The sequence below is a fragment of the Rahnella sp. 1L-D-7-B-C2 genome (assembly GCF_057290995.1).
The window spans coordinates 23,054-35,889 of record NZ_JBXAVQ010000030.1 but is presented as its reverse complement, the minus strand read 5'-3'; the positions used below and the strand labels follow the sequence as shown (position 1 = coordinate 35,889).

The window sequence follows — 12,836 nt, the reverse complement described above, 5'->3', positions numbered from 1 at the left end:
GCTTTACCAGTAAAGCGGGTAAGCCGTTCTCGGCGTTTGTGGTGTTAAAAGATAAGGCCACCGGACAAACGGCGTTTGAGTTTCCCACACGAAAATAAGTCTTTCACCTGTGTGGCGGCGTCATGCCGCCACACCCCATTAGCTTAGGTAAACTTCATTATGTCAGACATTAAATATCAGGATGTTCACACCTATCTTCCCACTGCCCGCAACATGAGCCATTTTATTAAACGGTGTGACTACGCGCTATTAATCGACCTGCAAAACAAGCTTGAGGTACATATCAGCGAGTGGGAGGCGCAGCAGGAAAAAGAGCGCGAAGCCATGCAGCAACGCGACGAAAAGCGCCGCGAATTACTGTCTCTGATAATCATCGAAGGTTTTACGCCGGAGGAATTAATAACCGCAGCGGCGATAAAAAAAAGATCTCGCCGCCGGATGAAATATCAGTACAGAGAAGGTGACACTATTAAAAAATGGTCTGGTGTTGGCCGGGTGCCGCGTTCAATTCAGGAACGGTTAAATGCAGGAGCAACGCTGGATGACTTTTTAATTATCGGAGAAGAAAATGGAAAACAAAAGAACCATAACAACCCGACAGCAGATTAAAATTAACGGCGTAGTTAATGAAAGGATTGCCACACACATTGTCACCGGCGCACATGGATATGAAACACTCTGTACATCCGGCTGTAATAAACGCTATAACGACAGCAATGAAGTGATAGAAGACTGTGAAATTCTCGACGAAAACAAATACCCGGTAACATGCTCAACATGCCACGTTATCTGGCATGGTACGCATCTATTTAAAAAGGCCGAGTTTAATATTAACTCCGACGAAGGAAAGTATTACGCAACCCCACTATTAAAAGTGAACATAGGCAATGAAGACCCAAATTAAACACCCCACAACCAAAGGCGCTATATATATAGCAGAGGCAGTCATTTCCAGACTGAAACGTAACGCGGGGAGACGTTGTGGTTCTTACGATACATTATACGACCAGTTTCTTTCCGAAGAAATACATGAATTCGCTGACACCCTTAATAGCGATGATCGGGATAAGTTTATAGACATTGCCACTTCATTACATCCACACCTAAAAGAATACGACACTGACAAGACAAAGGATATATTAAACCAAATTCGCGAAAATCAAATGTGACGTTATTTGATTTAATCGTTCAATTTATAAAAATTGCTAACGATGGTTTTAACTTATCGTTCAATTCAGAATGAATTGTTAACGGTAAGTGGATTGAGGCAGCTAAATTCAATTTTGAAAAAAATTGTTAATTTGGCGTCGCCGAAACCACTAACGCGCGTTCACCCCCAGTGAACCGAGTTAGTTGGGAGGGAGCCGAATAAATTTTGCCGCCCCAGCGAGCAAAAAGCCACTCCCCAGAGTGGCGGTTTATTTGGGGGGCATCGCCCCGCACACCGTCCAAGCTTAGGAGCATTATTCGAGGAACGAGAATAATACGACTTTGCGCGTGACCACCCCCGTTACGAGTAGTGATTTCCGATATTTTGAGACGAAGGCGAAAAAATAGAGGTCAAAATCACTTCGTAAGGGGGGTGGTCACGCGTAGCGTGGACGGTGTGCCGCACTTGACCTTTGGGGGTTTTGGCGTGGCGTCCAGCCGCGACATTACCCCCTTGTCTCATGAAATAAGGGCGTCCAGCCCGCATGTAATGGGACATGCCTTTGTTGAGGGGACTCTAGCCCCCTCAACATGCCCGCCTGCGGGTATAGCTTTAACGCTCTCAGATCCCCATACAACTCGGTGAATCCACTCGGTGATAGCTTATCACCGAGTGGATTCACCGAGACAGCTCACCGAAAAAAACCATTCAAAGGTTAAGACATGCTTAATAAAATCACAGAGAAGCTAATGCCAATAGTCGATAACGCCACGGCGTTCTTCGGCTATATGCAACAACATCAGCTATTGTTAGCTTTGTTATCAGGACTGACGTTACCCTTTATTGTTCCGCTAAAGCGGGATGAACACGAAAAAGCACCAATATGGCAACGCATTATTATCTGCTTCTCACTCTTATGCTTTATTTTTGGCACAATATCACCGGCCACCTCTTACGTACTTCGTTTTCTATATCCGGCAAGACTGGAAGTCAGTACGCCAGTAATTTTGTGGGCAATATTGATTTCATTTACCCTGGTCGGCGTCATATTTCATTACGTTGCACGCCGCGTTCTCTCACCAGAGATTGATAAACTCAAAAGGAAAATGGTTAAAAAAACCAGTCTGGAAAGAAATACGCGCACTGATGTTCGAGAAATAAAAGCATTACTTCCCACAACTGAAAAATATGACCCCGAGCAATTTATTAATTTAAAAAAAGGCGTTTTTATTGGCCTCAATGAAAACAGAGACCCGCAATATATTCCGCTCAGTGACTGGCAAAAACAACATGCGGATGTCATTGGTACGACGGGTGCAGGTAAAGGCGTGGCAACAGGATTACTTATTTACCAAAGTATTTTGGCCGGTGAGGGCGTTTTTGAAATGGATCCAAAAAATGACGAATGGGCACCTCACTTAATAAGGAAAGCGTGTGAAGATGCAGGGAAGCCTTTCTACCTTATTGATTTAAATAAGCCGGAATATCAGCTAAACCTTATCGACGGAATTACTGCTGAACACCTGGAAGAGCTTTTTATAGCTGGATTTAGCCTGGCAGAAAAAGGCGAAGCCGCCGACTTCTATCGTATCGACGACCGCAGAGCTGCACGCGCTACTGCACAATTAATCAACGAAAACCCAACTGCTACGATCCGCGATTTATTCAACAGCGATTTCGTGCAGAGTATTGCCGAAACGATTAAAGGATTTTTCGGTAAAATAGAGGAACTGGCTTTATTAAACTCCATTAATGCCCCTGAGGGGTTAGCATTAAAAAAGATTTTTGACGACGCCGGTTGCTGTTACATCATCGGTTCAATGCGCAACAGTAAAGTGATCGCAACTCAACGCATGATTTTAGTGCGGTTAATGCAGCTTGCTGAGTTACGCGACCGAATCAATACCACGCCCCGCCCGATTGCTATTCACCTGGCCGAACTAAAATACCATTTATCACGGCCTGCACTTGAGGGTTTAGGCGCTGCCCGAGATAAAGGCGTGCATATCATTATGGATCACCAGTCCGTTGCCGATTTACGCGACTGCCCCGCCGATTTAAACGGCGACGCCGTGGTGGGTGCCGTCGTGGAAAATGCCAAATTTAAACTGGTGTATAAACTGCAAGACCCCGACACAGCGTTATGGGTGGCGAAAATGTCCGGTACGATTTTAGTGGACGATGAAAGTCGCAAAGCAAAAACCAATCGGGTACTGACCGAAGTAATAGACGACGAGCGCACAATCCGACAGGCGGAGCGTTTTTATATCGACAGCAACATGCTGTTAAACCTGCCTCCGTTCGTCAGCTATATTTTCACGGCCACAGAGTTACCCCGAGCCTCCCTTATCTCACCCTTGAAAGTGAAAAAACAGCCGTTACAGGTTTATGACGTCACGCCGATCACACCCATCTCGATTAAAAAGCCGCTCGACTTTACTGACGCACCCGCAGCGCAAACAACACCCGTTTTAGTGGAGGCCGAGAAAAATAAACCTGCCGAAATAGTTCCTCTTGAACCGGTTGCTGAAACGTCCTCTTTTGATTTCGATGAATAAGGGAATGCCATGTTGATAAGTAGCGATAAAGAACGTAAAGGCCGTAACAGTGAAAAAATGGTACAACTTCTTAATTTTTTGAAAGAGGAAACCTACAGCGATTTTGACACGCTAAAACAACTTTTTAGGTATAAGGCACATCAACCGCTTTACCTTCTGCTCGATAAACTGGAAGGAATGGGGCTTATTCAAAAATATGTTTTCGTCTCTCGCCTTGGCAGTCTCACGCTGTGGGGAATAACCCAGGATGGGATCGCCGTCGTACTCAGCCCCGAAGACAAGATTTTCCCCGCCCGATTTGAACCGGCAAAGTTAAAAGGCTGGAGCCTCGATCACCATCTGGATAATCAACTGGTACACCTGACGCTGGCACAAAAAGGTGCGACGGACTGGATTAACGGCGACCGTAACACCTTTTTAAATCAGTTTAAGGTGAAGCACCGGCCTGACGGATTAATCACGCTGCCAAATGGCAAACGGATCGCCATTGAAACGGAACGTAGCTTAAAAACAAAAGCCCGCTATCAGCAAATTATCGCCAGCCACCTGAGAGCGAGAACGGAAAATCTCTGGTTTTTCGTTTTCTACATTGTGCCGGATGAGCAAAAGAAACGGGCATTAATGCTGCTGTTCGACACGATAAAGCAGGTTATCGAAAACAGCCAACATGTCACGTTGGAAGCGAAGCACCGTAACGTATTCCGCTTTTATACAATGGATGAACTAAAAGCCCTGGAGTTAACAACCTATGCTTAAAATTACTCTGCTTGCCCTTCTCCTGATTGTTTTCCCGGCCTTTGCTGCCCCCACCGTCAGCGTCGGTTTTTCTCCGTCACATACCGCACTGCAAAACGTTCTGTCGGTGGTCAATGACGCCTCAACGTCACTTGATGTTGAGGCGTATAGCTTCACCAGTAAGCCCATCGCGACGGCCATTATTGCCGCGAAAAAAAGAGGGGTTAGTGTCCGGGTTGTCGCGGATGAGAAAGCGAACGGTGACCGTTATTCAGCGGTCACTTACCTGGCAAATAATCATGTTGCGGTACGTCTTAACAGTCGTTACGCCATCATGCACAACAAAGTGATGATCGCAGATGGCAGCACAGTACAAACAGGGTCATTTAATTACACGGCCAGCGCAGACAGTCGCAACGCAGAAAACAGCATAGTGTTAAGAGGCGTTCCGCAGATTGCGGCTCAGTATGAGAAAGAATTTAACCGCCTGTGGGCAGAAAGCGAAGTTTTAGCACCGGCCTATTAAATGTCGGCAATTTTAGCCAGCACATACGCCCTACCCTCGGCATTGTCCACATACCCACAATCGACCCCTACCGGCTTGCCCCGCCGGTAGAGGCGCTCCCGTTCGCGGGGGCGGCTTGTTGGCCTCCCCGCTTCACTGGCTTCTCTCATGTGGATATGTGGGCAATGCTCTCTCCCGTCTCCCTCAGCAGTCCATCAAATACCGATGCGCTTTAGATGCGGCACTGGCCGCTTTAAAAATGTAGCGTTTATCGTCTTTCAGTGATTTCAGCCATGATGCAATATAGCTTTCATGCTGAACCTCTCCCACAACGTCTAAATCAGCCATCAGGAACGCGCTTCCAAGTTCGGCGATCAGTTCTTCAAAGGCGTACTCTTCCGATCCGAATCTCCCTTTCATTTCACGATTTAAACGGCTTTTCGCCCCGCTCCAGTGCGTCAGTTCATGCAAGCCGGTGGCGTAAAAATTCACGGCATCGGCAAACAAATGACGTTCAGGCAACCAGATTTCATCTGTTAGCGGTTTAAAAATTGCCTGTTGGCCACGTTCTGTAATGTTCGCGCCGGTACGCTGAAACAGTGCTTCAACCTGCGGCAGCGGATCAAACTCTCCTACCTCCAGTGGTTCAATCTCGGTGCCATTTTCGGTGCCCATTTCCAGCCTGTCGATTTGCTCAACATTAAACACAGTAAAAGTTTTCAGCATGGGGATTTTTTCGATCTCGCCATCCTCAGCTTCTTTTTCCAGCGTCTTGTAAAAGATGGCCGTAGTACCGTGCTCCCCCTTACGAACCTGTGCGCCCTGCTCCTGAGCCTGTTTGTAGGTCAACCAGCGAGAATCATTAAATCCCTGCTTTGCAGCACTGCACCATAACAGCATGATATTCATCCCGCTGTAGGCTATACCGGTGGTGAAGTTTGACGGAATGCCTGACACCGCACCGTTACGCTTCCACGGACACACCCACGGCTTAACACCCATTTCTAACGCCTCAATGATGCTGTCAGTCACTACCTGGTAAACATCTGGTTTGGTCTTGCCCTTAGAAAATTTCGTTTTTGAGGAGCCTGACTGCTCCAGCGGGGATACGCTGGTCGCCGGTGCGGGATTAGGGGTGCTTGTTTGGGTATGCAGGTTCATAGTCATGGTTGTTTCTCCGTCAGTGTGAATTTCGTCTTCGTATCGCCTGACGGTTCGGCCTCCCCGGAGTCGTTCTGGCCAGCAAGGGCGCGAAGCGTTTATATACCCTTGCTGACCAGGTTGTGACGGGGAACGATTACCGGAAGCTGATATGAAGAAGAAAGGCTCACAGGAGAAAATGACGGCGGGCATACTCGAACTTAGCGCCCCTTATGCCGTAGCGGTGAAATGCCGTTGTGTCTGCGATGGAAGCCCTGAGGAGTGAGACAGCTCGCCTGGCTCAATGCGGAAGCACGACGTAGCGCCCGGACGGCTTACGTTATATATTGGGAAATGAAAAGATTGACGTGAATACAGCTTATAATAAGGATATCTACATGGCATCAATAAAATTCAACTTCAACAGATTGCAAAATATATATTCTGAATCATGGAAAAGAAAAGATCCTACTATTGCATTCGAAATTAGACTAGGCGCAGGCTGCTTCGTTTTTATGATGTTTTTATCAAAGGAAGATGCAGATAAAAACGACAGGCTTTTCATTTATTTTAGAAACATTGAAACTCTGCACCAAATTAAATTATACGGTTATCATTTAGGTGGTAATTTCGATACTTATATCTCTGCAAAGGAAGAGGAATTGATTAGGCGGGAATTACAATTGCAAGGTAACGGAAATGCCTTCAATTTCAACGCATTCCTCAATGAGCTAAATGACAGCATCCCACAATTCCTACCCCCAACGACTAAGGGTGAAACATTAAGAAACACATGGGAACATATTAAAGATGACATGAAAAGCATCATTGACGATGCAGATAAAACAATCCTTATAGGGCTAAAAAAACTTCCAGAAAAAAGTAAACCTCAAGATAAAACATTGAGGAAATTATATTTATATATCAATGGCCATGACAACAATATATCAGATTTTATTGAGTCTATAAAAGAAAGGAATATCACATTAGCATGGACAAGCGATCCAACTCGTACAGCAAAAAGTTTTGCTCAACTACTTACTGATTTTTCACACATGCAATAGAAATTACAGGGTGATGTTTAGATCCAGTTAAATAGACTTATCCACAGTTTCTGTGGATAACACTACATATTGTGTGCTGACCGACTCCGATCGATACTATATGTAGTGCCAGGCAGAGCAGATTCTAATCAAACGAGGGAAGTGCATATTACACTGCCCACGCCTCGGCCTTCATATTAAGAGCACCATTGCACTGCACGAGTGATAAAGTCTTCTGAATTATTACATAAAACAACATCAAAGTTGCGGTCTTTAGCCTGGTATATAAACATCTCTATCTCACTTTCAATACTCTTCACCACGTTATTTGGAAGTTGCATCATTCCTTGAGGTTTTATCAAAAAAGCACTTTTAGATAAAATAGGGGTTGCCGAAGCTATATTAACAACAGATAAATCCCTCATGGCTTCATAAAATTTACTTGTTCTACTTTCAAGATCATTGTAATCAGAAGATAATATTGTTGCTACCTTTTCAAGTCCATTTTTCCTCATCGGGATATAAGCGGAAATATCACTTTGAACCTCAAGATAAGGATTTTCTGGTATGTAGTGCTTATATTCCTGAGGTAATCTACCCTTTAATTCATTTAATGCTTTTGATCTTGTAAAAGGGGCATATCTTGACCTTTTTTCCCTAACATTATGAGCTGTGACAACTTGATGCATTAACTGACCTGCCAGTAATGTAGCACTATTTGCAAATGCTACACCTTGCATTATTATTTTAATCTGAGGCGTTTCTATATTGTTCGATAAACCATCATTATCTATAAGCAACCTAACTAATTCGAAAACCATAGGCGCTTCATTAACAACGGAATCACCAAAAAAACATTTTATCTTAGATAGATCATCAACTAGTTTTATTTCTAACACATTGCATTGATCATCTGTCACTGCAACACCAATATTAATTATTTCTTGTGTATTAAGTAAAGGCATCCATTGAATTTTTTGCCAGCGGAATTGTTTCATTATCTAGCTCCAAACATGTTTACAAATGGAGCGATTCTTTTTGAAATAGCTCTTCGCTCAAGGAAGTCTATCATATGAGCATATTCGCTATTCATGGATACAGTGCTGGATATTAGATTAACTACGTTTTTTTTTGCTTTATTTAGCGTATCTTCATGGAAGGTCGCTTGATCCTGCAATTCATTATCTACCGGGCGGCTATTCTTGCCAAGAAATTGCATGCAGTTACTCATATGTATATTGTCGTAGCATTGATCTGCAACAAGATTAGAAAGTGTCCAATCCATTTTTACTGGAGATGACCCGTGATCAATGACATATATTACATTTTGTCCAAAAATGAGATTCCCAGCATTTCTGTCAGTATTTGCAATCCATTCATCAAAGGCAATAAGCATGTTATTTTTGTTCCATGCTTCTATTCTTCTTTTGAAGAATTTCGTTTGTTTAATAAGATCACTACTATATGAAGATATAGTTAAGCCTGGGGCTTCTGAAATTATGAATGCATACTTCGTATTATTATGCCAGCCAGAATTTTTTATGCCATTACTATTAAAAGCGTAAAAGTTATCAATTAATGCTTTGGTGATTGTGCCGATTTCTAATAGATAGGCTTTATTAGCAACATTAAGGCCGCGCTCTTTTGCTAGCATGTAACCTACCATCTCGTTTATCACTTGCTTGTCACTAGCATAAACTTTCATATAATAAGTATTAGTAACACCAGCCATATCTATATTTGAACATATAAACGTTTGGGCCATCTGGCCTGTTGACGGCGTACTTGTAATCACATTAATAAAACCATCATGCACTAGGGCTAAAGCTTGAGAATTTTGAGTTCCAGCCCCTGTAGAACTTCCTTGCTGAGGTTGATTATTAGGCATAATAAATTTTCTTTTTTAATTTGATAGTTCATCTTATAACAGGTATTCATATCTTTCCACAAACCCAAAGATACCAGTAGAGTCGTTAGCATTCGTCTTACACAGTGCCAGCCCTTCATAGGCCTCTGAGCAATTTTATAACATATGCTTGTTCGGGGAAGTCGTGAGGGGAATGGCATTGAGCCTTGCAACGTCGCATCCGTAATTCTGTGCCTGCTCACTGGTCAGAAAATAGACTGTCATGCAGGCATCCCTACCAGATGGAGATTTTTACAATTTTGCAACCGTCCGAAATGTTATAAATTATCGGACACCATGAAATGGCCTAGTTGAGCTGTCTATTAAATCGTTTTCTTGACATACTAGACACTTAATGTCCGACAATCGATTTAGGAGATGTTTAATGCGGCTTTTTGGTTATGCTCGTGTCTCAACCAGTCAACAGTCTCTTGATATCCAGATAAAGGCGCTTAAAGAAGCGGGTGTCGCTGCAAACCGCATATTTACTGATAAATCATCTGGGAGCCACACTAATAGAGAAGGGCTCGATTTGGTGAGAATGAAGGTGGAGGCTGGTGACGTCATTCTGGTAAAAAAGCTCGATCGGCTTGGTCGTGATACTGCTGATATGATCCAGTTAATAAAAGAGTTTGATTCTGAGGGAGTTGCCGTCAGGTTTATTGACGACGGTATAAGTACTGATGGGGAAATGGGAAAGATGGTGATCACCATTTTGTCGGCCGTTGCCCAGGCAGAACGTCAACGCATATTGGAGCGTACAAATGAAGGGCGGCAAGAAGCCAAGTTAAAAGGTATTAAATTCGGCCGAAAGCGCACAGTCGACAGATCCAAAATTGAGATAATGTGTTCTCAGGGATTGCCAGTCACAGAGATAGCTAAGCAATTGAAGATAGCCCGCTCGACGGTCTATAAAATAATAAGTGAAAACAGCTTACGATAGCTCTAACATCATGATAATAAATGTTTTATAAAATACAGAGCGCACTTTTATGTGGGAAACCCCACATGCCTAATTTATTTCGTCATTTGACTTCCCAACAGCGATTTCGAATGCGTATTTTCAATTAAGGATCTCCATGGCCGTCAATCACGCCAACATTTTTGATCAGCTTGAAATTTTGACAACTGAACTCAACAAAGACGAATTCATCTATGGCTTCATGACAGCTTTTGACTTCAAGAAATCCACCATTACAGCTATCCGTCAGGGCGGGAGCCGCAACATGGCCAACGAACCCGGCCACGTTGGATTGAAAAACCAGTTCTACTTCCAACCATTGGGGGAGTACGAAGACATTGAAGCGGCCTTTGATGCACGGGTTACCGATCCTACCAATGGCAAAAACAAGTACCGATTTATCATGGTCACCGATTTTACCCGTTTTCTCGCGTGGGATGTGCTGACCAAGGAACGCCTTGATATCGAGTTGTGTGAACTATTCCGGGAGTATAGCTTCTTTTTGCCGCTCGTTGGCCTAGAAAAGGCCATCTTGGGCAGTGAACACCCCGCTGATGTGAAAGCCGCCGAGAAAATGGGTAAGCTCTTTGACCTCATTAAACTCCATAACAATTTGAATAGTGCAGAAGATATTCATGCCCTCAACGTTTTTCTCACTCGCCTGCTGTTCTGCCTTTTTGCTGAGGATACCGGTATTTTCACTGAGGGGCAGTTTACCTCCGCCATTCAAGGCTATACAGAAGAAGATGGAAGCGACCTTGACCAGTTCATGAGTTCACTATTTGCCGTTATGGACAGTCCCCCTAAGAGTGACTTCCGTCAGCAATTACCTAACCATATGTCGGCTTTCCCCTACGTTAATGGCGGGCTATTCGCGGTGGAAGAGCGCATTCCTGATCTCGGCTTGAAAGGCCGCCGGATGTTACTGGAGTGCTGTTTGATGAACTGGGGTGATATTAACCCCGATATTTTCGGCTCCATGTTCCAGGCCGTCATTGACGTAGAGCAGCGTGGAAACCTTGGGCAGCACTACACCTCTTATAGCAACATAATGAAGGTGATCCAGCCTCTGTTTCTCGACCCTTTGAGAGCCGAACTAGAAAAGAGCAGAACCAGTACCAATGGCCTTAAAAAGCTGTTAGTCAGAATGGGTAACATCAAGGTTTTTGACCCTGCATGTGGTTCTGGCAATTTTTTAATTATTGCCTACAAGGCACTGCGTTTATTAGAAATAGACATTATCCGGACATTGCAAGAGTTGGAGCCACAACAGGGCTTCAACATCACTAATCTCCACCTCGACCAGTTCTATGGAATTGAGATCGACGATTTCGCCTGTGAGATTGCCCGTCTTGCACTGTGGCTGGCAGAGCATCAACTCAACAAGCAGTGGGAGCAAATCTTTGGCTACGCACCACCCGCTCTACCGTTGCGCTCATCGGGGAGAATTCAAGGTGGAGACAGTCTGGTTCTAGACTGGCATACCTTTTGCCCTAAGGAAAAAGACGATGAAGTCTATGTGATCGGCAATCCACCTTTTTTGGGGACGCTAGGCCGAACTGACGAACAGCGAGTCAATATGCAGGCTGTGTTTGGTGAGATGACACTAGGTAATTTGGATTTTGTCGCCTGTTGGTTCTGGAAGGGGGCACTGTATATTAAGGATTCTCGAGCTGAACTTGCTTTGGTGTCTACCAACTCAATCTGTCAAGGCGAGCAGGTTGCCACGCTCTGGCCTTCTATTTTCGCCCTTGGGTTAAATATCCATTTCACCTATCCGACCTTCGCTTGGGCTAACCATGCGCGCGATAAGGCAGCTGTTCATGTAGTTATTATCGGACTATCTGCGCAGTCAAATACACGACGTTTGTTCCAGCAGGTCGAAGGAGAATGGCATAGTAGTAACGTCAGCAATATCAGCCCCTATCTTGTCGAAGGACGTAATATTGCTATCACCGCAAGAAGCAAGCCTTTGGTGAGCAACATCCCACCTCTTTTATTTGGCAATAAGCCTACGGATGGTGGTCATCTTTTCCTGACCAGAGAAGAACGTGATGAGTTGGTAAGGAAAGAGCCTGAAGCCGAGCGATGGCTCAAAAAGGTACTGGGGGCTGCTGAGTTTTTGAATGCCAAGGAACGTTGGTGTTTATGGTTGGTTAATGCCACAGATGAAGATTTGAAAAGTATGCCACTTGTCTATGAGCGTGTGCAAAATGTAGCAGAAACGCGCCGCAAGAGTCCTGATAAAGGCGCCCAAAAGTTAGCATTAAGACCCCATCTTTTCCGGGATTTGAATAACCCAAGTAGTTACATTCTGATACCCAGGGTATCTTCTGAACGCCGTAATTACATACCAATAGGGTTCTTTGATGAGAACACAATAAGTACAGACCTTAATAATATCCTCCCTAATGGCACTCTTTATGAATTTGGCATCCTCAGTTCATTATTGCATAACGACTGGATGCGACTGGTCGCAAGCCGACTTAAAAGCGATTACCGCTATTCTGCAACCGTGGTTTATAACACCTTCCCATGGCCAGTAGTGACGCCAAAGCAGCGTGAAGAAATTATTCGACTTGCGGAAGAAGCATACCTAACTCGTGATGACTTCCCTGGCCGTACCCTAGCTGAGCTTTATGATCCCGATAAAATGCCACCTCCATTGCTCGCGGCACATCAGGCCCTGGATATAGCGGTAGACAGGCTTTACCGCGATAAGCCGTTTAGGGGTGCAGCTGATCGCCTGAGTTGTCTGCTTGCACAGTACGAAGAGTTGGCGAAAAAATAGCCGCTTGCACGGTTTACTAACAAATTTAAGATGATGGGTCAGATTGG

The 12,836-nt window shown here is 44.4% G+C and carries 11 protein-coding genes; 8 read left to right on the top strand and 3 right to left on the bottom strand.

Annotated elements, in window-relative coordinates:
- Positions 1 to 159: 159 nt before the first annotated feature.
- From AC0Z7K_RS23825 to AC0Z7K_RS23805, 5 genes are all read left to right on the top strand, one after another.
- Entirely contained in the window at positions 160 to 609 is a 450-nt protein-coding gene (locus AC0Z7K_RS23825; RefSeq protein WP_485616198.1) for an H-NS histone family protein, read from the top strand.
- Positions 569 to 904: a hypothetical protein gene (locus AC0Z7K_RS23820; RefSeq protein WP_485616196.1), complete on the top strand. Its 336-nt coding sequence runs from the start codon at positions 569 to 571 to the stop codon at positions 902 to 904. Before AC0Z7K_RS23825 ends, AC0Z7K_RS23820 begins: the two co-directional genes overlap by 41 nt.
- A gap of 968 nt (positions 905 to 1,872) precedes the next feature.
- Complete coding sequence (locus AC0Z7K_RS23815; RefSeq protein WP_485616195.1) at positions 1,873 to 3,708, top strand: type IV secretory system conjugative DNA transfer family protein; 1,836 nt, start codon at positions 1,873 to 1,875, stop codon at positions 3,706 to 3,708.
- 9 nt (positions 3,709 to 3,717) lie between these two features.
- Entirely contained in the window at positions 3,718 to 4,464 is a 747-nt protein-coding gene (mobC, locus tag AC0Z7K_RS23810; protein WP_485616193.1) for a MobC family replication-relaxation protein, read from the top strand.
- Positions 4,457 to 4,969 carry a phospholipase D family nuclease gene (locus AC0Z7K_RS23805; RefSeq protein ID WP_485616192.1) on the top strand — a complete coding sequence of 171 codons (513 nt, stop codon included), beginning with the start codon at positions 4,457 to 4,459 and terminating at the stop codon, positions 4,967 to 4,969. The genes mobC and AC0Z7K_RS23805 overlap by 8 nt, the downstream gene beginning before the upstream one ends.
- A gap of 183 nt (positions 4,970 to 5,152) precedes the next feature.
- On the opposite strand, the gene AC0Z7K_RS23800 is transcribed toward AC0Z7K_RS23805, so the two are convergent.
- Complete coding sequence (locus tag AC0Z7K_RS23800) at positions 5,153 to 6,115, bottom strand: ArdC family protein (protein WP_485616199.1); 963 nt, start codon at positions 6,113 to 6,115, stop codon at positions 5,153 to 5,155.
- Positions 6,116 to 6,486: 371 nt separating this feature from the next.
- On the opposite strand from AC0Z7K_RS23800, the gene AC0Z7K_RS23795 reads away from it, so the two are divergent.
- Positions 6,487 to 7,152, top strand: coding sequence for a hypothetical protein (locus AC0Z7K_RS23795; RefSeq protein ID WP_485616191.1), 666 nt, complete (start codon positions 6,487 to 6,489; stop codon positions 7,150 to 7,152).
- Positions 7,153 to 7,328: 176 nt separating this feature from the next.
- On the opposite strand, the gene AC0Z7K_RS23790 is transcribed toward AC0Z7K_RS23795, so the two are convergent.
- Together AC0Z7K_RS23790 and AC0Z7K_RS23785 are read right to left on the bottom strand one after the other, a co-directional pair.
- A complete protein-coding gene (locus AC0Z7K_RS23790; RefSeq protein WP_485616190.1) occupies positions 7,329 to 8,129 on the bottom strand; it encodes a DUF3037 domain-containing protein in 801 nt (266 codons plus the stop codon).
- Positions 8,129 to 9,019 carry a HipA family kinase gene (locus tag AC0Z7K_RS23785; RefSeq protein ID WP_485616189.1) on the bottom strand — a complete coding sequence of 297 codons (891 nt, stop codon included), beginning with the start codon at positions 9,017 to 9,019 and terminating at the stop codon, positions 8,129 to 8,131. The genes AC0Z7K_RS23790 and AC0Z7K_RS23785 overlap by 1 nt, the downstream gene beginning before the upstream one ends.
- Before the next feature lie 403 nt (positions 9,020 to 9,422).
- On the opposite strand from AC0Z7K_RS23785, the gene AC0Z7K_RS23780 reads away from it, so the two are divergent.
- Positions 9,423 to 9,980, top strand: coding sequence for a recombinase family protein (locus AC0Z7K_RS23780; protein WP_485616188.1), 558 nt, complete (start codon positions 9,423 to 9,425; stop codon positions 9,978 to 9,980).
- Positions 9,981 to 10,116: 136 nt separating this feature from the next.
- Entirely contained in the window at positions 10,117 to 12,789 is a 2,673-nt protein-coding gene (locus tag AC0Z7K_RS23775; RefSeq protein WP_485616187.1) for a class I SAM-dependent DNA methyltransferase, read from the top strand.
- The last annotated feature ends 47 nt before the right edge of the window (positions 12,790 to 12,836 follow it).